The organism is Microbacterium sp. CH12i (assembly GCF_000685355.1).
Taxonomy (GTDB): Bacteria; Actinomycetota; Actinomycetes; order Actinomycetales; family Microbacteriaceae; genus Microbacterium.
The window spans coordinates 270,985-290,389 of the sequence record NZ_JHET01000006.1 but is presented as its reverse complement, the minus strand read 5'-3'; the positions used below and the strand labels follow the sequence as shown (position 1 = coordinate 290,389).

15 protein-coding genes and 7 pseudogenes are annotated in these 19,405 nt (G+C 63.6%); 2 read left to right on the top strand and 20 right to left on the bottom strand.

Annotated features, from left to right (window positions below):
- Window positions 1-2: 2 nt before the first annotated feature.
- The 15 genes and pseudogenes from argF to DC31_RS07820 form a co-directional block, all read right to left on the bottom strand.
- A complete protein-coding gene (gene argF, locus DC31_RS07885; RefSeq protein ID WP_036278729.1) occupies window positions 3-926 on the bottom strand; it encodes an ornithine carbamoyltransferase in 924 nt (307 codons plus the stop codon).
- Complete coding sequence (locus DC31_RS07880) at window positions 923-2,164, bottom strand: acetylornithine transaminase (RefSeq protein ID WP_036278727.1); 1,242 nt, start codon at window positions 2,162-2,164, stop codon at window positions 923-925. Before DC31_RS07880 ends, argF begins: the two co-directional genes overlap by 4 nt.
- On the bottom strand, window positions 2,161-3,078 hold the full coding sequence (gene argB, locus DC31_RS07875; RefSeq protein WP_036278725.1) for an acetylglutamate kinase: 918 nt from the start codon (window positions 3,076-3,078) through the stop codon (window positions 2,161-2,163). The genes DC31_RS07880 and argB overlap by 4 nt, the downstream gene beginning before the upstream one ends.
- Window positions 3,075-4,231: pseudogene (argJ, locus tag DC31_RS07870) on the bottom strand (bifunctional glutamate N-acetyltransferase/amino-acid acetyltransferase ArgJ). Before argJ ends, argB begins: the two are co-directional and overlap by 4 nt.
- Window positions 4,228-5,270 (bottom strand): annotated as a pseudogene (gene argC, locus DC31_RS07865) (N-acetyl-gamma-glutamyl-phosphate reductase). The pseudogenes argJ and argC overlap by 4 nt, the downstream one beginning before the upstream one ends.
- 257 nt (window positions 5,271-5,527) lie before the next feature.
- Window positions 5,528-6,820 carry an HNH endonuclease signature motif containing protein gene (locus DC31_RS07860; RefSeq protein ID WP_036278723.1) on the bottom strand — a complete coding sequence of 431 codons (1,293 nt, stop codon included), beginning with the start codon at window positions 6,818-6,820 and terminating at the stop codon, window positions 5,528-5,530.
- 30 nt (window positions 6,821-6,850) lie between these two features.
- Window positions 6,851-9,345, bottom strand: a pseudogene (pheT, locus tag DC31_RS07855) (phenylalanine--tRNA ligase subunit beta).
- A pseudogene (pheS, locus tag DC31_RS07850) lies at window positions 9,345-10,384 on the bottom strand (phenylalanine--tRNA ligase subunit alpha). The pseudogenes pheT and pheS overlap by 1 nt, the downstream one beginning before the upstream one ends.
- Before the next feature lie 32 nt (window positions 10,385-10,416).
- The gene (locus DC31_RS07845; RefSeq protein ID WP_036278721.1) at window positions 10,417-11,082 is read right to left on the bottom strand and encodes a hypothetical protein; all 666 of its coding nucleotides are present in this window, start codon (window positions 11,080-11,082) and stop codon (window positions 10,417-10,419) included.
- Between the two features lie 7 nt (window positions 11,083-11,089).
- Window positions 11,090-11,569 (bottom strand): ABC transporter permease subunit, encoded by a 480-nt coding sequence (locus DC31_RS20260; protein WP_327036842.1) that lies wholly within the window; start codon window positions 11,567-11,569, stop codon window positions 11,090-11,092.
- Entirely contained in the window at window positions 11,557-11,982 is a 426-nt protein-coding gene (locus DC31_RS20255; RefSeq protein ID WP_327036841.1) for an ABC transporter permease subunit, read from the bottom strand. Before DC31_RS20255 ends, DC31_RS20260 begins: the two co-directional genes overlap by 13 nt.
- A pseudogene (locus DC31_RS07835) lies at window positions 11,979-12,634 on the bottom strand (amino acid ABC transporter permease). Before DC31_RS07835 ends, DC31_RS20255 begins: the two are co-directional and overlap by 4 nt.
- 58 nt (window positions 12,635-12,692) lie before the next feature.
- Window positions 12,693-13,595, bottom strand: a complete 903-nt coding sequence (locus DC31_RS07830) for a glutamate ABC transporter substrate-binding protein (RefSeq protein ID WP_036278718.1) — start codon at window positions 13,593-13,595, stop codon at window positions 12,693-12,695.
- Between the two features lie 35 nt (window positions 13,596-13,630).
- A complete protein-coding gene (locus tag DC31_RS07825) occupies window positions 13,631-14,380 on the bottom strand; it encodes an amino acid ABC transporter ATP-binding protein (protein ID WP_036278716.1) in 750 nt (249 codons plus the stop codon).
- A gap of 100 nt (window positions 14,381-14,480) precedes the next feature.
- Window positions 14,481-15,292 (bottom strand): annotated as a pseudogene (locus DC31_RS07820) (TrmH family RNA methyltransferase).
- 96 nt (window positions 15,293-15,388) lie between these two features.
- Between DC31_RS07820 and DC31_RS07815 the strand changes: the two are divergent.
- Complete coding sequence (locus DC31_RS07815) at window positions 15,389-15,808, top strand: ribosomal maturation YjgA family protein (protein ID WP_051606590.1); 420 nt, start codon at window positions 15,389-15,391, stop codon at window positions 15,806-15,808.
- A 40-nt stretch (window positions 15,809-15,848) separates the two neighbouring features.
- Here DC31_RS07815 and rplT read toward each other — a convergent pair.
- From rplT to infC, 3 genes and pseudogenes are all read right to left on the bottom strand, one after another.
- Window positions 15,849-16,246 (bottom strand): annotated as a pseudogene (gene rplT / locus DC31_RS17575) (50S ribosomal protein L20).
- Between the two features lie 33 nt (window positions 16,247-16,279).
- Window positions 16,280-16,474 (bottom strand): 50S ribosomal protein L35, encoded by a 195-nt coding sequence (gene rpmI, locus DC31_RS07810; RefSeq protein ID WP_036278714.1) that lies wholly within the window; start codon window positions 16,472-16,474, stop codon window positions 16,280-16,282.
- Window positions 16,475-16,550: 76 nt separating this feature from the next.
- Window positions 16,551-17,168, bottom strand: coding sequence for a translation initiation factor IF-3 (infC, locus tag DC31_RS07805; RefSeq protein WP_081813770.1), 618 nt, complete (start codon window positions 17,166-17,168; stop codon window positions 16,551-16,553).
- 268 nt (window positions 17,169-17,436) lie between these two features.
- On the opposite strand from infC, the gene DC31_RS07800 reads away from it, so the two are divergent.
- Complete coding sequence (locus DC31_RS07800) at window positions 17,437-17,823, top strand: DUF1844 domain-containing protein (RefSeq protein ID WP_200872887.1); 387 nt, start codon at window positions 17,437-17,439, stop codon at window positions 17,821-17,823.
- A gap of 28 nt (window positions 17,824-17,851) precedes the next feature.
- On the opposite strand, the gene DC31_RS07795 is transcribed toward DC31_RS07800, so the two are convergent.
- The gene (locus DC31_RS07795; protein ID WP_036278709.1) at window positions 17,852-18,655 is read right to left on the bottom strand and encodes an SseB family protein; all 804 of its coding nucleotides are present in this window, start codon (window positions 18,653-18,655) and stop codon (window positions 17,852-17,854) included.
- Window positions 18,639-19,385, bottom strand: a complete 747-nt coding sequence (gene priA / locus DC31_RS07790) for a bifunctional 1-(5-phosphoribosyl)-5-((5-phosphoribosylamino)methylideneamino)imidazole-4-carboxamide isomerase/phosphoribosylanthranilate isomerase PriA (RefSeq protein ID WP_036278707.1) — start codon at window positions 19,383-19,385, stop codon at window positions 18,639-18,641. The genes DC31_RS07795 and priA overlap by 17 nt, the downstream gene beginning before the upstream one ends.
- Window positions 19,386-19,405: the final 20 nt, after the last annotated feature.

Below are 19,405 nucleotides of genomic sequence, written 5' to 3'. Positions count from 1 at the left end.
AGTCAGCCCTCGCGCAGCAGCCAGACCAGGAGCGCCTTCTGCGCGTGCAGACGGTTCTCCGCTTCATCCCAGACGACGCTCTGTGCACCATCGATGACTTCGGAGTCGACTTCGTAGCCGCGGTCAGCGGGAAGGCAGTGGATGAAGATCGCCTCGGGGTCGGCGAGCGTCATGGTCTCTGGCGTCACCTTGTAGCCGCCGAGGTCACGGATCCGTGCGAGCTTCTCTTCTTCCTTGCCCATCGACACCCACGTATCGGTGACGATCACGTCGGCGCCTGCCGCGGCCTCAACCGCATCGGTGAAGAGTGTGATCGATCCACCGGTCTCTGCGGCACGGCGATCTGCTGCCTCAATGACGTCAGCGCGGGGCGCGTAGGACTCCGGAGACGCGATGCGCACGTGCATGCCCGCTGTGACGCAGGCGAGCGCGTAGGAGTGCGCCATGTTGCTCTGCCCGTCACCGAAGAACGTCAGCGTCAGCCCCTTGAGCTCACCCTTGTGTTCGCGGATGGTGAGCAGGTCTGCGAGTAGCTGGCACGGGTGGAAGTCGTCGGACAGCGCGTTGACGACCGGCACGCGCGTGTCCTTGGCCATCTCCTCGAGCCCTGACTGCGCATAAGTGCGCCACACAATCGCGGCAACTTGACGCTCGAGCACGCGAGCGGTGTCAGAGGGCGTCTCTTTACCGCCGAGCTGGCTGCTTGCGGTCGTGATGATCAGCGGTGAGCCACCGAGGTCGGCGATCCCAACGGCGAAGGAGACACGGGTGCGAGTCGACGACTTGTCGAAGATGACCGCGACCGTCTGGGGACCGGCAAGCGACTTGTCTGCCCAGCGGTCTTTCTTCAGTTCGACGGCGAGATCGAGGATCTCTGCCTGCTCGGCGGGTGTCAGATCATCATCACGCAGCAGGTGGCGGGTCATGCGGGAACCTTTCCGGTCTCGGATGCTGTCATCGTGGCTTGTGCGTCGGCAGACACCGTGGCCTGCACGTCGGCAAGGGCTGCCGCGAACAGCGTCTGGAATTCTTCGATCTCGGCATCGCCGATGTTCAGGGCCGGCGCGATGCGCACGGTCTGGGGGTTGGCGGCGTTCACGATCAGCCCGCGCTTCTGTGCGGCGTCGACCACTGCGCCGGCGACCGGCGCGGTGAGTCCGACGCCGATGAGCAGGCCTCGGCCGCGCACGCCTTTAACGAGCGGCGATTCGATGCCTTCGATCACGGCACGCAGTTGCTGACCACGTGCGGCGGCGTTCTCGACGAGTCCCGCACTTTCGATCTCTGCGAGCACGGCGTCTGCGACGGCCGTTCCGAGCGGGTTACCACCGAACGTCGAGCCGTGCGATCCGGGGGTGAACAACGCGCTGGCCGCCCCATAGGTGATGAGCGCGCCGATCGGAAAGCCGCCACCAATGCCCTTGGCAACGGTGATCGCATCCGGGGTGATGCCTTCATGGTTGAACCCGAACCATGCGCCGGTACGACCGGCTCCGGTCTGAATCTCGTCCACGATGAGCAGCGCGCCGTGCTTCAGCGTCAGCGATCGCGCGGCGGCGAGATAGCCGTCGGGCAGTTCGACGACGCCAGCTTCGCCCTGGATCGGCTCAACGAACACCGCGGCGACACGGTCATCCAGCGCTGCTTCGAGCGCTTCGATCGTCGCCGGAATGTGCTCGACACCACCGGGCATCGGCTCAAACGGCGCACGGTACGCCTCTTTCGCGGTGAGGGCGAGGGAAGCCATCGTGCGGCCGTGGAAGGCATTGTCCAACGCAAGGATGCGAGGGCGATCGGCACCGCCATGCAGGCGAGCGAGCTTGAATGCTGCTTCGATCGCTTCGGCACCCGAGTTCGAGAAGAACACGCGGCCATCGATGCCAGCACCGGCGAGTCGCTTCAGGCGTGCGGCGAGCGCCAGCTGCGGCGGCGTGGCGAAGTAGTTCGACACGTGCGCGAGAGTTGCCGCCTGCTTCGAGATCGCGTCGACGAACACCGGGTGGGCGTGACCGAGCGCGGTGACCGCGATACCAGCGAGAAAGTCGAGGTAGCGATTGTCGTCGCCGTCCCAAAGGTACGAACCTTCGCCGCGGGTGAGCAGCGCGAACCGGTCCCCCGCGTTCTGCACGAGGTCGCGTGCGACGTCATCCTGCCAAACGGTCATGCCGTCACTCCTGCTTCTGCGAGTACCACTTCAGTTCCGATTCCTCTGCTGGTGAATAGTTCGACGAGCACCGAGTGCGGCAGCCTGCCGTCGATGATCGCGGCTGCGTCCACCCCGCCTTCAACGGCCTCGAGACACGCGCGCATCTTCGGGATCATTCCCGATTCGAGCTTTGGGAGCATGTCGATGAGGTCAGTGGATGTGATGTGCGAGACGAGCGACTCCCGATTCGGCCAGTCCGCGTAGAGCCCAGCCACATCCGTAAGGATCACGAGTTTGGCGGCGTTCAACGCGACAGCGAGAGCGGATGCCGCAGCATCCGCATTCACGTTCAGCGACTGTCCTGGGTTATCGAGGTCTGGCGCAATGCTGGAGACGACGGGGATGCGACCGGCTGCCAGGTGATCGAGCACGGGGGTCGGATCGACCTCGACAACGTCGCCGACGCGCCCAAGATCGACCTCGGCGCCATCGATGATGACGCCGCGGCGACGTCCGCCGAAGAGTCCAGCGTCTTCACCGCTGAGCCCTGTGGCGATCGGACCGTGCGAGTTGATCTTCGCCACCAACTGCGGATTGACCTGCCCGGTGAGCACCATCCGTACGACGCTGATCGCCTCGGTGCTGGTGACGCGGTAACCGCCCTTGAACTCGCTGGGGATCGCGAGGCGGTCGAGCATATTGGAGATCTGCGGGCCGCCACCGTGCACGACGACAGGCTGCACGCCGACATAGCGGAGGTACGCGATGTCCTGCGCGAAAGCCTCTTGCAGTTCATCACTGATCATGGCGTTGCCGCCGTATTTGATCACGACGATCTGGTCGCGGAACTTCTTCAGCCACGGCAGTGACTCGATGAGTGTCGTCGCCTTGAGCTCGGCGAGATCGGGACTGGTGTCTTGAATATCTGTCATGAGGCGTATGCGCTGTTCTCGTGCACGTAGTCGTGGGTGAGGTCGTTGGTGCGAATCGTTGCCTCGGCGTCGCCGACCTGCAGGTCGATGAGAATGTCTGTGGCTCGCGGGGTGAGATCGACGTCTTCGCGCGGGCGGTCGGGGCCGCCGGCTGTGCAGACGCGAACGCCGTTCATCGAGACGTCGACGTTGTACGGATCGAACTGCGCGTTCGTAGTGCCGATGGCTGCCAGCACGCGTCCCCAGTTCGGATCGTTACCGAAGATCGCAGCCTTGAAAAGGTTGTTGCGGGCCACGGAGCGGCCGACTTCGACGGCATCCTGCTCGCTCACCGCGTTCGTGACCCGGATCGTGATGTCGTGGCTCGCGCCTTCGGCATCACCTTGCAGCTTCACCGCGAGTTCCTGGCAGAGCTCGGTCAGCGCGTCTGCGAAGTCGTCTGTCTCCGGGCGGATGCCGCTGGCGCCATTGGCAAGCAACGTCACCTGATCGTTTGTCGACATGCACCCGTCGGAGTCGAGACGGTCGAATGTCTGCGCGGTCGCGCGGCGCAGTGCTTCGTCGGCGTCCAACGCCTCGAGGTCAGCATCCGTGGTGATCACGACGAGCATCGTGGCGAGGCCCGGCGCCAGCATCCCGGCACCCTTGGCCATTCCGCCGATCGTCCAGCCGTCACGCTCGAGAATCGCGGTCTTCGCGACGGTATCGGTGGTCATGATCGCCTGGGCTGCGAGATCGCCGCCCTCTGCGGAGAGCTCGGCGATCGCCTGCTCTGTGCCGGCAAGGACCTTCGCGCGGAATGCCTCATCGCCCGTGCCGATGAGCCCCGTGGAGCAGATCAAAATGTCGCCGGCGCTGACGTCGAGGAGCTCGGCAGCTTTCTCCGCAGTCTGGTGCGTGGTCTGGAAACCAAAACTGCCAGTGAAGCAGTTCGCGCCGCCGGAGTTGAGGACGATGGCCTCAACGGTGCGGTCGATGACCACCTTCTGCGACCAGATGATCGGGTTCGCTTTGGCACGGTTGCTCGTGAATACGGCGGCGCCGATCTTGCGTGGTCCACGGTTGACGACGACAGCGCGTCGGGCTTGCCGTTCGACTTGAGTCCGACGGCAACTCCTGCGGCTTCGAATCCTGCGGGGGCGGTGACGCTCATGGTGCAACTCCGTTCACTGAGAGTGCGCGGTCTTCGGGCAGACCGAGCGCGAGGTTCATGGATTGGATGGCCGCACCAGCGGTGCCCTTGACGAGGTTGTCGACAGCGGTGACGACGACGACGCGGCCTGCGGCGCGGTCAATGGCGAGGCCGATGAGTGCGGTGTTCGCACCGAGCACGTCGGCTGTGCGAGGGAAATGGCCTGCGGGAAGGAGCTGGACGAACTTCTCGTCGCCGTACGCGCTCTCCCAGGCGGCGCGAATCTCCGCATCAGTGACGCGTCGACGATCGGTGCGGTCGAGGTGGCGAGGATGCCGCGCGTCATCGGGACGAGCACCGGAGTAAATGAGATGCGGACCTGGTCGGCGCCTGCGGCGGTGAGCGACTGCTGAATCTCGGGGATGTGGCGGTGTGTGCCGCCGACCGCGTACGGGTTTGCGCTGCCGAGGATTTCGCTGGCGAGCAGGTTCGTCTTAGGGCTCTTACCTGCGCCGGATGGTCCGACGGCGAGGACTGTGACGATGTCGCTCGGGTCGATGACGCCGGCCGCGATGCCGGGCGCGAGGCTGAGACTCACGGTGGAGGCGTTGCATCCGGGGGCTGCGATGCGCGTGGCCCCGCGGAGATTTTTGCGCTGCTTTCCATCTCTGACAAGGAGTTCGGGGACACCGTATGTCCATGGCTCGTGGAAGATTCCGCCGTAGAACGCGTCCCAGGATTCCTGTGATGTCAAGCGGTGGTCGGCGCCCGCGTCGATGATCAGCGGGACTTCGCCGAGGGCATCCGTGTACTGGCCGGACTGACCGTGCGGCAACGCGAGGAACACGATGTCGTGCCCGGCGAGGATCTCGGGCGTGGTGTCTTGCAGGGTGAGATGCGCGAGCGAACGCAAGTGCGGCTGGTGCTCAATGAGGGGCTGGCCCGCGTTCGAGTGCGCGGTGACGGTGCGGATCTCGATATCGGGATGACTCGCGAGCAGGCGCAGAATTTCGCCGCCCGCATAGCCGGATGCGCCGGAGACGGCGACGGTATACGTCATGGTTCTACCTTAACGGTCGTGGGGTCAGAGGCCGATACGGCGACACCGGTATCCACACCGCAGGTGCGGTAGGACTTCTCCGGGTCGCTAGAGTCGGCGGCCGCCCAGACGGCTGCGGCGTCGACGCACAACAACGACGCTCGGAGCGAGCGTCGAGGAGGCGGATACGGCCGAAGGCATGTCGTGACAGTAGCGCTGGTTTACGGAGAACTGCAAATCGAGTGACTGCAGACGGTGTTACACCCCACCAGATTTGCTCAGAAGGGAGCCAGAACATCCTTGACAGGCGACGGTGCGCTGCTGTGAAAACCAGTTGGCGTGATGACCTGGACTGAGCGATCGGGGCGCGATCGGTAGATCGCTCGAGTGCGATGTCGATTCACGTGGTCGCGCGGACACAGCGGCCGGAGTTCGTTGACGTTCGTCTTGCCGCCCTGCACCCAGGGCGTTTCATGATCGATGTCGGCATCCAACGCCAGACGATCGCATCCGTCTCTGGCGCATGTGCCGTGCTGAAGAATCAGCCAGTCTCGTTGTGTCTGTGTTGCCCGACGACTTCGACGATCCATATCGAGAACAACGCTGTTGATCGGATCGACGATCACTCGACGAAAGACGCTCGTTTCGAGGAAAAGCTGCTTGGCCGTGAGCGAATCGATCGGCCCGTGACCGACGATCTCTGCCTGAGGCAAGGGGAGATCAGCGATCCCACCGCCACCTTCCAGCAGCTGGAAGGGAATCGTGACGAAGATCTTCGTTTCGACGGCGCGATCGGTACCGACGCCGCGTAGCCAGGCAGAGCACAAGTCGGCGCGAAGCTGATCAGGCGTGCGAATCTCACGTGGATCTTTCTGCAGATGCTTCGCTGTCGAGGTGGCCCGACGTTTGATCGCCAGTGCTTCGATCGTCGGCAGGTAGATGCTGAGCCAGCTCATCCCGTTGTCCTCGTGCTGCACCGTCATGCGGCGGTCGCGACGAGCACGCGCATGTTCAACCTCGGGAGACTCGGGGGCTAGCCGCTCGACGAGCGTGCGAAGCCTACGCAAGAAGGTGGACGGCGAGCAGGTGAACGCCCAATCTGAGGTCGCTTCATCAATCAGCCGCGTTGCTTCGCGCTCGGCATCGTGCTCTTCGCGCGTAGCGCGAGCGGGGGCTCGAACCTTCAGCAATGCGCCCACGGTGCGCTCAACGAGGTACATCGACACGAAGCCATCACGAGCATGACTCCACAGCGCCGGCAAGTGCGACATTGCATCTCGCGCGACGAACAGCACGCTCTTCACATACGCTTCGGAGCTCTTAAGTCTCATCGCAATATCGAAGACCGCCGCACGCTCCGCGAGATCTGCCGCGTCTGAGCCCACCTCATGGACGTACACCCCGGGGTTGCGACGAGCGAGGGCAACAGCATCCGCAATCCGAGCCGCACGATTCGCGTCGTACCGGTTGAGGTCGACGTCAGCGCACTGCAGATCATGGAGCGCAGACTCGACGAAAAAGGCCGCGTCGCGGGGCCTGTCATCTACAGCGATGGCGAGTGCAGCCTTCATGCCGCTCACGTGTTACCAGTGCGGACGCTCTCACTCGCGCAGCGTCGCCCCGAACCGCTCGGCCGCGACAGCCACGCCGGCGAGCTTCGCTTCGGTTGCTTCAGCGGCCGTCAGCGTGCGATCCGGTGCACGGAAGCGCAGCGCGAACGTCAGGCTCTTCGAGTCGTCAGCAACGCCCTCGCCACGGTAGTCGTCAACGAGACGCAGCGACTCCAGCAGCTCCCCCGCGCCTTCGACTAGTGCTGCGTGAAGCTCCCCCGCCGTCACTGACGTCGGCACAACGAGCGAAACATCCTGCGTCGCAGCCGTAAACGTCGACAGCGACTCGACAACGACCCGCTCCCCTGCCAGCGAAAGAATCCCATCCAAATCAATCTCGAGCACGACAGCACGTCCGTGGAGATCGGCATCGGATGCCACCGTCGGGTGCAGTTCGCCGACATAGCCGACCTCCGCCCCGTTGACGCTGAGGACACCGGTGCGACCAGGGTGGAGCGCTACGCGCTGCCCCTGAGCCACATCGATCGTGACGCCTGCGGCCTCCGCTATCAGGCGCACGGCATCCAGTGCGGCCGAAAGGTCTGCGGGCTCCGCGGCCTTACCCGGCTGACGCGGCGTCACGTTTCCTGCGAACAGTGCCGAGACATAACGGTGCTGGGGCGGAATCGAGGCGTTCAACGCTGCCAACGTCTCGTCCGATGGCAACTGGGCAAGCGGCGGAACCTCATCGGTGCCGTAGACCACGCCAGGCTCCGGCAGGAACACGGCTCCGGTCTCGAAGATCGCAAGGTCGGTGAGACCGCGCGCGATGTTTCGGTGCGCGATCTGCAGCAGTCCAGGAATCAGCGAGCGGCGCAGGAACGGCGCCTGCCCATCGAGAGGGTTGGCAAGACGAATGCTGGGAAGGTGCTCCCCCGTCGCCGAGCCGTGCAGATCGTTCTGTTCTTCACTCGTGAACGGGAACGCCGGCGTCTCGACGAGCCCTGCAGCCGCGAGCGCGTTCGCCACGCGACGACGACCACGCTGCGCCTCGGTCAAACCCCGACCAGACGGCGGCGTCGGCAGCACAGAGGGGATGCGGTCGAGCCCATGAATACGGGCGACCTCCTCGGCCAGTGTCCACTTGTCGGTGAGGTCAGGCCGCCAGCTCGGCGGAATAACCAGCCAGCCGTTCGCAGTCTGCTCGATCTCGGCGCCGATGGTTTCCAGGCGCCGGTGATCTCAGCATCCTCATAATCGACGCCGATGAGCCCTGGCACGAACTCGGCAGGAAGCTCGATGCCAGCGATCTCGACCTCAGAGAACAGCGCACCGCCAACCTCGTCGATACGACCACCCGCGAGCTCGACCATCAGATCGGCCACGCGCCGCGCAGCAACGAAAGGAATAAGCGGGTCAACACCGCGCTCGAAGCGCTTGGATGCTTCGCTCGGAAGCTTATGGCGACGAGCGCTACGCGCAATCGACACCGGATCGAAGATCGCCGCCTCGACGAGCACGTTGCGAGTCGCATCACCCATCTCTGTCGTGCCGCCACCCATCACGCCAGCCAGACCAATCGGGCCCGATTCGTCGGTGATGAGTAGGTCCTCAACGTGCAACGAGCGCTCGTGGCCGTCGAGGGTCTTCATCTTCTCGCCCGGCTGCGCACGGCGGACGGTGATCCCGCCACTCAGCTTGTCGAGGTCGTAGCCGTGGATCGGGTTACCAAGCTCGAGCATCACGTAGTTAGTGATGTCAATGAGCACGCCAAGCGAGCGGATGCCGGCAAGCGAAAGCCGCGTGATCATCCACGCGGGCGTGGGCCGTGTCGGGTCAACGTCGCGGACGACGCGGACGACGAACTCCTGCACAGCCGCACCGTCTCGCAGCGGCTCAGCCGTCACAGCGATCGGGAAACCAGTGCCGGGTGCGACATCTGCCCACTCGTGCTCGGCCGGGTCGCGGAAGTCAGCGCCGGTCGCGTGCGAGTACTCGCGGGCCACACCGCGCATCGAGAAGGCATAGCCGCGGTCTGGCGTGACGTTGATCTCAACCGCCACGTCATCCAGACCCAGCAACGTGATCGCATCGGTTCCCACCGGAGCGTCGATGCCGAGCGACGACAGGATCAGGATGCCGTCATGCTCATCCCCGAGACCCAGTTCACGTGCCGACGCGATCATGCCGTCCGACACATGGCCGTACGTCTTGCGGGCAGCGATCGAGAAGGGCCCTGGCAGCACGGCGCCGGGCAGGGTCACGACGACCTTGTCACCGACGGCGAAGTTACCTGCACCACAGACGATGCCGCGCGGCTCTGCTTCACCGACATCGACCTGGCACCAGCGGATCGTCTTGCCGTTGGACTGCGGCTCGGCATCGAACGAGAGCACCTGCCCAACAACAACGGGTCCGGAAACCTCGAAGCGGTGAATGTCTTCCTCTTCGAAACCGACAGTAACCAGTGCCTCGAGCACGTCTTCTGGCGTAGCATCCGCTGCCACATCGACGTACTCACGCAACCACGAAAGCGGGACGCGCATCACACCACCATCCCGAACTGCTCGCTGAAGCGCACATCGCCCTCGGCCATGTCACGCATGTCTTTTACATCGCTTCGGAACATGAGTCCGCGCTCGATGCCCATCCCGAACGCAAACCCGCTGTACTCCTCGGGATCGATTCCTGCTGCACGCAGCACGTTCGGGTTCACCATGCCGCAGCCGCCCCACTCGATCCAGCGCGCACCGCCCTTGAAGGTCGGGTGCCACAGGTCAAGCTCGGCGGAGGGCTCGGTAAACGGGAAGTAGTTAGTTCGGAAGCGTGTCTTGGCCTCGGGGCCGAAGAGCAGCTTCGCGAAGTGGTCAAGCGTGCCCTTGAGGTGCGCCATCGTGATGCCCTTGTCGATGACCAGGCCCTCGAACTGGGTGAACACGGGAAGGTGCGTCGCGTCGAACTCATCCGTGCGGTAGACCCGACCAGGGCACAGCACGTAGATCGGCACCTCGCGGTCAAGCATCGAGCGCACCTGCACCGGGCTCGTGTGCGTGCGCATCACGAGATGGCGGTCGACCGGATCGACGAAGAAGGTGTCCTGCATCTGACGCGCGGGGTGATCGACGTCGAAGTTGAGCGCGTCGAAGTTGAACCACTCGTGTTCGAGCTCCGGTCCCTCCGCGATCTCCCAGCCCATGCCGACGAAGATGTCGCACACGTCATCCTGGAGAAGCGTGAGCGGATGCCGAGCGCCAACGCGCGTGCGGGATGCGACGGCGGTAATGTCCACTCGCTCCGCCTCGAGGCGGGCAGCAGTTTCTGCCTCGGCGAGCTCGGCCTCTTTCGCGGCGAGAGCTTCGTCACCTGGCCTCGCCCCTGACCAACAAGCTTGCCGAAAGCAGCCTTGTTCTCGGGAGCCACCTGCCGCATCGACGCGTTCAGAACCGCCAGTGGCGATCCCTCGGCGACGTGCTCAGCACGAGCGGCTTTCAGCTCTGCGGTGTCGGCGGAGGCGTTGATCGCCGCAAGAGCTGCAGCAACGGCGGCCTCGACCGCTTCGGGCGTGATTTCTGGGGCATCAGACACGAGACATGAGTCTACCGGCGACGGCGACCGGCTCAGAGCGGGCCGTACATCTGGTCGCCGAACTGCGGATGCCACGTGAGACGGTCCTGCTCGAGCATCGTGCGGTACTTCAGGTCCGTCGACGCCACCCGACGCAGAGACTGACGTGCTCGTGCGAGCACTGTTGCGGGAATCGCAAGGCCGCTCACCAGCAGAAACGCCATGCAGACTACGATTCCGACCAGCCCGATGACAATGCCCTCTTCCCGCGAGGCGAGCGAGGGCAAGGTAGAAAGCAGGATCACCGCGAATACCAGCCAGATACCGCCCGCGGCGAACCAGCCCCCACGAGCGGTGCCCGCTCCACGGATGACGCGAGAGCGGCGCTCGTTCGGCCACCGAGAGCGCGCGCGATGGATCAGGAGCAATCCGAGGAGCACAAGCAGCACCGCGACGATGCCGAAGACGATCATCGGAACAATGCTGCCGGCTGCCGCGCCCCAAAAGAAACCAATCGCAATCGCAGTAATGCCGAGGGACAGCATCGCTGCGCCAACGGATATGTCCGCCGCCCGCGCGAACGCCACCCATTGCAACCGCGTCGAAATCTCCCGCGGGTCAGCGTTGACGTTCTGATCGCTAAGCCAGGAGTCGAGACTGCGGCTTGTGGCGACCGGAAACTGCGACACGGGCACAGGACCACCCGGGACCTGATTCACCGCTGCATCATTCGCGCGGCTTCGGCTTCTGAACGATGAGCAACTCGGTATCGGTGCCCTCGTGCATCACGGCGGCCTGATCAGCGGCGATCGCCTTGACCTTCGGCGAGTGACGCGTTTTGATCTCGACCCACTTCGCAATTCCGGCAAGGATCAGACACAGAACGATGTAAATGCCACCGATGACAAACGCGGACTGCAGAATCGGGCGCCCCTGCTGCCCCATCAGCTGCTTCGCGTAATACAGCAGCTCTGGGTAGGTGATGATGAACCCGAGCGCGGTGTCCTTCATGGTCACGACAAGCTGCGCGACGATGACCGGCAGCATTGCACGGATCGCCTGCGGCAAAAGGATCAGGCTCATCACGCCGCTCTTACGAAGACCGATCGCGTAGCCGGCTTCCTTCTGACCACGCGGAAGCGATTCGATTCCAGCACGCAAGACCTCGGCGAGCACCGAACCGTTGTACGCCATCAGGGCGAGCACGACAGCCCAGTACGGTCCATCTTGATGCCGACCACGGGAAGACCGAAGTACAGCAGCATCATGAGCACCAGCACCGGTACGGCGCGGAAGAGCTCAATGATGCCGGTGAGCGGCACGCGCACCCATGCATGATCGGACACCCTGCCGATGGCAAGAACGAATCCGACCACGATGCTGAGCACGCCAGCGAGGGCGAACGCCGCGAGGGTTGCCCCCAACGCCTTGCCGATACTCACCCAGACGTTCGAGAACGTGAAGACGTACCACTTCTCGGGAGAGAACTGTCCGGTGACAAGCATCCGGTAGACAATGAATCCGAGTGCGGCAAGAACGACCAGCACAGTTATCACAGCAATGAGGCGGTTCCGCGCGATCGCACGTGGCCCGGGGACGTCATAGAGCACGGAAGTCATCGCACGATCCTCCACTTGTTCTCTAGGCGGCGTTGCACCACGCTGAGTACGAACACCAGCAGCACGAACACCAGCGCAACCCACAGCAGGACTTCCATCGGGTTGCCTGGACGATCGCCGGCGTCATTGACAGATGCACGCAGCGCTCCGAGCTCTGCGATGCCGAACCCTGCGGCCACCGTGGTGTTCTTGAGCAATGCGATGAACACGCTCATCATCGGAGGAACCACAGAGCGGAACGCCTGCGGCAAGATCACCGAGGCCATCACCTGCCCAAACGGCAACCCGATGCGCGCGCAGCTTCCGCCTGCCCTACCGGAACCGTGTTGATACCAGCGCGAAGCACCTCAGCGACGTACGTGGCGGTGTAGATGCCGATCGCGATGATGCCGAGCGCCGTGTTGGAAAGCTCAGGCAACCCGAGCACCGGGTAGCCAAATACAAAGAAGAAGAAGACCAGCGTCAGCGGCGTGTTTCGCACGATATTGACGTACAGCGTGCCGACAGCGCGAGCGACGGGCACGGGTGAGACGCGCGCGGCGCCAATGATGAACCCGAGCACGATGGCGATGAGCCCACCGATGAAGAAGACAAGCAGCGTGTTGCTGATCGCCTCTCCCCACAGGTCGAGGTTGCCGAAGATGACGTCCACGCCGTCTCCCCTTCTGGAGTAAGAGGGGGCGATCCCGAAGGACCGCCCCCTAAATCAGTCAGTCGACTTTGGGCTGATCGACCTTGATGCCAGACGATCCGAGGTTCTTGTCGAAGATCGCCTGCCAGATGTCGCCACCGTCAGTGAAGAGGGTGTTGATGTGGTCCTTGAGAACCGTGTCGCCCTTGGCGAGGCCGACGCCGTAGCGCTCCTCAGTGAACAGCCCGCCAGTGACCTTGATGTCGTCCGGGTACTGCGCGGCGTAGCCGATCAGAATCGCCTGGTCGGTGGTGACAGCATCCACCTTGCCGTTGAGCAGGTCCTCCACACAGGCCGAGTACAGGTCGTACTCCTGGGTCTTGATCTCGGGGAAGTTCGCCTTGATGTTCTGGATGGGCGTAGAGCCGGTCGCCGAGCAGACGGTCTTGCCGTTGAAGTCCTCGAGCTTGTCAGCCTCCGGAGCATCGGCGGCGACGAGCAGGCCCTGTCCGGTGATGAAGTAGGGCCCAGCGAAGTCGATGAGTTCCTTGCGCTTGTCGTTGATCGAGTAGGTGCCGACGTAGTAGTCGACGTCACCGTTGATGATCGCCTGCTCGCGGTTAGCCGACGCGATCGGCTTGAACTCGATCTTGTCCTCGTCGAAGCCGAGGGATGCTGCGATCCAGCGTGCGATGTCAACGTCGAAGCCAGAGCGCTCTCCGGTCGTGACGTCGAGGTAGCCAAGACCGGGCTGGTCTTCCTTCACGCCGATCGTGACCTTGTCGGCCTTCTCCATCTTGTCGAACGTGGGGCTTCCGTCGAGCGTTACGTCGGTAGCAACCTCAAACCAGGTCGAGGGTGCTTCCGTCGATCCGCCAGCGTCGCCGCCGGGGGTGCTGGGGCTGCCACTGTTGCAGGCGGTCAGGGCGAGCAGCGCGGTTGCCGCGATGCCAATCCCTGCCAGAGTCCGTGTACGTCGCATGTGCGTCTCCTTCTTGTGCTGTGTGTGCAAGTTGGTCAGTGGGTGAGGAGCTTGGACAAAAAGTCCTTGGCGCGGTCGCTCTTCGGGTGCAGGAAGAACTCCTCGGGCGTCGCCTCTTCGACGATCTGCCCGTCCGCCATGAAGACCACACGATCGGCGGCCTTACGAGCGAAGCCCATCTCATGGGTGACGACGATCATCGTCATCCCCTCTTTCGCGAGCTGGACCATCACGTCGAGAACCTCGTTGATCATCTCGGGGTCAAGCGCACTGGTCGGCTCGTCGAAGAGCATCACCTTCGGGTGCATAGCTAGGGCGCGGGCGATCGCGACGCGCTGCTGCTGACCACCCGAGAGCTGTGCAGGAAGCTTCGAAGCCTGTTGCGCAACCCCGACGCGTTCCAGAAGCTCCATCGCTTCCTTCTCGGCCGCAGCCTTCTTGAGCCCACGGACCTTGATCGGGCCGAGCGTCACATTCTCGAGGATCGTGAGGTGCGCAAAGAGGTTGAACGACTGGAAGACCATCCCGACATCTGCCCGGAGCTCTGCGAGGCCTTTACCCTCGGCAGGAAGCACGTTGCCATCGATTTTGATCGTGCCGCTGGTGATCGTCTCGAGGCGGTTGATCGTTCGGCACAGTGTCGATTTGCCAGAACCGGACGGCCCGATCACGACCACGACCTCGCCCTTGTTCACCGTGAGGTCGATATTGGTCAGCGCTTGGAACTCGCCGTAATGCTTCTGAACGTTCTCCACCACGACAAGGGGTGTACCAGTCTCGGTCATCCCCCCACCATAGGAGTACGCGGGCGTAGTAACCAGCACCACGCACTGCCGGTTATCGAGTTGTAACCGATCTGAAACACGTCTTCATGACGAGATACGATCAGAGGCCGTCGACGGCCCGCTGAGCGAACGCACTCTCGTAGAGACAAACACTCGCGGCCGTGGCGAGATTCAGAGACTCGGCGCGGCCGAAAATCGGCAGTTTGAGAACGTGGTCGGCCAGCTCGAGAGCAGACTCTTCGAGCCCGTGTGCCTCATTGCCGAACAACCACGCTGTCGGTTGTGCGAGCACACCGTCTGCGCGAGCCTGCAGCAGGTCATCGCCCTTGACGTCGGCTGCGAGCACCAGGAGCCCGGCAGCATGGGCACGCTCGACGACGTCTTCGAGATCGCCGCCGACCGAGACCGGCAGGTGGAAAAGCGAACCAGTGGTGGCGCGCACAACCTTGGGGTTGTAAGGGTCGACGGTTCGACCGGTCAACACCACTGCTTCCGCGCCGCAGCATCAGCGGCCCGAATGATGGTGCCCAAGTTTCCCGGATCACGTACCTCTTCGCAGATCGCAATCAAGCGAGGCGATGCCTCAAAAATGTCGCGCACAGATGTCGGCATCTGCCGCACCACGGCGACAATGCCCTGGGGCGTCACAGTGTCTGCCATTGCGTTGAGCACATACTCGGTGACGTACTCGACATCGATGCCGTTAGCGGATGCCGCGGCACGGAGGTCAGGATGCCTCTCCCAGCCTGTCGGCGTCGCGAACAATTCAATGATCGATTCAGGGAGGTATGCGAGCGCCTCGCGAACAGCCTGCGGCCCCTCCAACAGGAAGAGTCCGGTCTCGGTACGCGCGCCGCGCTTCGTGAGCTTCGCGACTGCTCGGACACGCGGGGAGCGGGGGTTCTCCAGCACCACACCAGTCTAGGGACACCGCGATCGTTCTCACGCCACGTTCACCCACACGTCGCCGCCCGGCAATCATGCAGTCTGCCGGATTAGAGTTCCGACGTGCCTCCCACCGCTCTGCGATCCTCGTCGCGACGTCGTCTCGCCGTCGCGGTCCTCGCTGTGGTGACAGTCGCCGCAGGTCTCATCGTGCATCGCCTTGGCACCGGCATCCTGGGCGACATCGCCGGCGATGCGCTCTACGCGGTTCTCATTTATCTGATTTTCGTCTTCCTGCTTCCGCGCAGCGCACGTTCGCTTCCCGCGGCGCTCGCGATCATCTTCTGCACCGCGATTGAGTTCTTGCAACTCACCGACGTGCCCTCGAAGCTCACCGGAATGTTCCCGCCCGCAGCGCTCGTCTTCGGCGCAGGATTTGATCAGCGCGATCTGCTCGTCTACGCGTTCGCTGTCATCGGCGCGATGCTGGTCGATGCTGCTATCTCGCGCGCACTGCAGAGCACACCTGTGCGGCACAGCTGAAGACGCAAAAACGGGCGCTTCACCCGAAGGAGCGCCCGTTTCATGAAAGAAGCTTACGCAGCCGACTTCGGTGCGTTGCGTCCGAAGGCAGTGCCTTCTTAGCCGTCTCGACGAGCGAGACGAAAGCGCCGACTCGTGGACCGCGAGCTCAGCGAGCATGCGGCGGTCAACCTGGACCCCGGCAAGGCCCAGGCCCTGGATGAAGCGGTTGTACGTGATGCCGTTCTGGCGTGCAGCAGCGTTGATGCGCTGGATCCACAGACGACGGAAGTCGCCCTTGCGCTTGCGACGGTCACGGTACGAGTAGACCAGCGAGTGGGTGACCTGCTCTTTGGCCTTGCGGTACAAGCGCGAACGCTGGCCGCGGTAGCCGGAGGCGCGCTCAAGGATGACGCGACGCTTCTTGTGGGCGTTTACCGCCCGCTTTACTCTTGCCATTTTCCTGGGTTCCTATTCGTGCGTACCGGCGCGTTAGCGACCGAGAAGCTTCTTGGCAGTCTTGGTGTCAGCCTTCGACAGCACCTGGTCCTGGTTGAGGCGACGGGTGCGACGGCTCGACTTGTGCTCGAGGTTGTGGCGCATCCCGGCCTGCTGCTTCTTCAGCTTGCCGCTGCCGGTGATCTTGAAGCGCTTCTTAGCACCCGAGTGGGTCTTCTGCTTCGGCATCTTCTCTTCCTTCGTATGGCGCCTTTTCAGGCGACGTTTTCAACCCGCCGGGAGCGGGAGTATGTGGGAGCGGAGGTTATTCCGCTGTTGCGGCCTCAGACGTTTCATCCGTGCTGTGTGCGGCCTGCTTGTTCGCAGCACGAACAGCGTCGCGCTGTGCGTTCTGCTCAGCCTTCGCGTCGGACTTGTTCTTCAACGGAGCAACGACCATGACCATGTTTCGACCGTCGATCATGGGGTTCGACTCGACAGTGCCGAGCTCGGCCACATCTTCGGCGAACTTGCGGAGCAGACGAACGCCCTGCTCGGGGCGGGACTGCTCACGACCACGGAACAAGATCATGGCTTTGACCTTGTCGCCAGCCTTGAGGAAACCCTCAGCACGCTTGAGCTTCGTCGTGTAGTCGTGCGCCTCGATCTTCAGGCGGAACCGCACCTCTTTGAGGATCGTGTTCGCCTGGTTGCGACGCGCTTCCTTCGCCTTCTGGGCAGCCTCGTACTTGAACTTCCCGAAATCCATGATCTTGACAACGGGGGGCTTCGAGTTGGGTGCTACCTCGACAAGGTCGAGGTCGGCTTCCTGCGCAAGGCGCAACGCTGCCTCGATGCGGACGACGCCGATCTGCTCACCAGCGGGGCCGACGAGGCGAACCTCGGGGACGCGGATGCGCTCATTGGTGCGGGGATCGCTAATGCGGGGCTCCTTTTAGACGATGGATTCAGCCACCGTGGCGCAGACTGCGTCACGGGCGAAATCAGATTCGTCCCCACCCACCGGCATTCAGACACCGGCTTCGCACCCTGACCATCGGACTTTGTCCGATCTGCCGGCGTGAGCCGGTGGAGTGCAAGACCCGGTAGCCTGGAACGGCAAGCGCGGGTGGGAAGTGAATCCTCTTTCGTTCCGAAGCATAAGCTCCGGAGCCGCCCCAAAGTCTAACAGAAGGCAAGGCAAAGTGACGATTCCGGTTCAGGATGACAGCAACGACGAGCGCCACGAGCGTTGGCAGCAGCAGGAGGCGGCCGCATCCGCCGCCACGCGCGACATCGCAGATGTGCCCTCGGTCGAGGTGATCACCACTGCAGCAGTCCACCTCATGAGCGCCGCGGCAGTGAAGGTCGGTCTCGCAGACAACCCCGACAGCGAGCTCGACCTCGACGAAGCCCGCAAGCTCATCAACGCCCTCGCCGGTCTCATCACCGCGGGTGCCCCTGAGATCAGCGACATGCACGCCCGGTCGCTGCGCGACGGACTGCGTTCGCTGCAGCTCGCCTTCCGCGAAGCATCCGTCATCCCCGACCCCATCGGCAAGGGGCCCGGCGAGAAGTGGACGGGGCCGGTCAACTAACGCTCGATGGCTCAGAGTGTTGGGGCGGTCAGGCGGAGCGGGTGAGCTTCACCGTCAGGGAGTCCGCGAGGACCGCGATGCGATCGTCGGAGGCCCAGCGCTGCGCAAGACGTGAGAGAACGGCGTCGAGCACCTCGCGCTCCAGACCGTCGACGAGCTCAAGGATCACGATGAGTTCTGGGCCGTGCAGCCGCGCGTCGGGGTCGCCGGATGCTACGGCGACGTCGATGACGGCAAGCTCATGCCCGACGCTCTCCTGAAGCGCGGAGAACACCTCTGGCGAGAGGAAGCTCGGCTCCCACGCGTGCTCCTGAGCGATCGCCCAGACCGCAGGGCGGCGGATGACGAACTCCGTGTCGGACGTCGGATCGAGCACGATGAGGTCGGTGTCTTCAGACGACGCCGCCAGCGCCGCACGCAGCGCCTCGACAGGAATCGGGCGCGCCGTTGGATCCCACTTCTGCATTGCGTCAACCGACGAGAAAACCGGCTGAACTCTGCGTCCATCGGGTGCTGCGACGGTCACGATCGACAGCTCCTGAGTCTTGTCGACGGCAAGCCCGTTGGGAGCAACGCCTTCTTCGCCCTTCTCAGCGATCAGGGGAATCAGCACCCGAGCAGAGCGGAAAGCATCGACGACTTCGACCTGACTGCCCTCCCCCGCACGAAAACGCAGCAGTGCCGCAAGTAGAGCCGGGTCGGCGGATCCGTCATCTCCCGAGTGTGGGTTCGACTCGAAGCTGCGCCCCTCCCACGGAACGCCAGCAGAATCGCCGGCTCCGACCGCCGCTGAGTCCGCCGGGTGGCAGGCGTCGTCAGTCCCCTGCGACATCCAGCGCCTCAGCCAGCGTGAACGCACCGGCGTAGAGAGCCTTGCCGACGATCGCACCCTCGACACCAAGGTGGACCAGCTCGCGGAGCGCCGCGATGTCATCAAGGTTCGCAATCCCACCGGACGCTACGACCGGCTTCGGTGTGCGCGAGGTGACCTCGCGCAGGAGTTCGAGGTTCGGACCGCGCAGAGTGCCGTCCTTCGTGACATCAGTGACGACGTAACGGCTGCAGCCAGCATCCTCAAGACGCTCGAGAACCTCCCAGAGGTCCCCGCCTTCCTTCGTCCAGCCACGGGCCGCAAGAGTTGTGCCACGGACATCGAGCCCGACGGCGACAGCCTCACCGTAGCGTCCGATCACGTCGGCAGCCCACTCTGGGTTCTCCAGCGCAGCGGTGCCGAGGTTGATGCGAGTGGCACCGCTCTCGAGCGCAGCCTCGAGGCTCGCGTCGTCGCGGATGCCGCCGGAGACTTCAATGCTCACGTTGCGGAACTGCTTGATGACCTTGCGAATGATCGCGGTGTTGTTTCCGCGGCCGAACGCTGCATCGAGGTCGACGAGGTGGATCCACTCGGCACCCTGCGCCACCCACTCTCCGGCAGCGTCAAGCGGATCGCCATAGCTGGTCTCAGACCCCGCCTCGCCCTGGGTCAGACGAACGGCCTTGCCGCCCGCGACATCAACGGCGGGAAGAAGTATGAGCTTGGGCGTGGACGCGAAATCGTTCATGTCATCCTCAGGTGGGTGAA

What these genes read in the sequence shown, in the direction of transcription:
- DC31_RS07880 (WP_036278727.1), bottom strand. Translation starts at nt 2,164, where the DNA reads ATGACCGTTTGGCAGGATGACGTCGCACGCGACCTCGTGCAGAACGCG.
- priA (WP_036278707.1), bottom strand. Translation starts at nt 19,385, where the DNA reads ATGAACGATTTCGCGTCCACGCCCAAGCTCATACTTCTTCCCGCCGTT.
- DC31_RS07825 (WP_036278716.1), bottom strand. Translation starts at nt 14,380, where the DNA reads ATGACCGAGACTGGTACACCCCTTGTCGTGGTGGAGAACGTTCAGAAG.
- rpmI (WP_036278714.1), bottom strand. Translation starts at nt 16,474, where the DNA reads ATGCCGAAGCAGAAGACCCACTCGGGTGCTAAGAAGCGCTTCAAGATC.
- argB (WP_036278725.1), bottom strand. Translation starts at nt 3,078, where the DNA reads ATGACAGATATTCAAGACACCAGTCCCGATCTCGCCGAGCTCAAGGCG.
- DC31_RS07830 (WP_036278718.1), bottom strand. Translation starts at nt 13,595, where the DNA reads ATGCGACGTACACGGACTCTGGCAGGGATTGGCATCGCGGCAACCGCG.
- DC31_RS07860 (WP_036278723.1), bottom strand. Translation starts at nt 6,820, where the DNA reads ATGAAGGCTGCACTCGCCATCGCTGTAGATGACAGGCCCCGCGACGCG.
- DC31_RS07795 (WP_036278709.1), bottom strand. Translation starts at nt 18,655, where the DNA reads ATGTCGCAGGGGACTGACGACGCCTGCCACCCGGCGGACTCAGCGGCG.
- DC31_RS20255 (WP_327036841.1), bottom strand. Translation starts at nt 11,982, where the DNA reads ATGACTTCCGTGCTCTATGACGTCCCCGGGCCACGTGCGATCGCGCGG.
- argF (WP_036278729.1), bottom strand. Translation starts at nt 926, where the DNA reads ATGACCCGCCACCTGCTGCGTGATGATGATCTGACACCCGCCGAGCAG.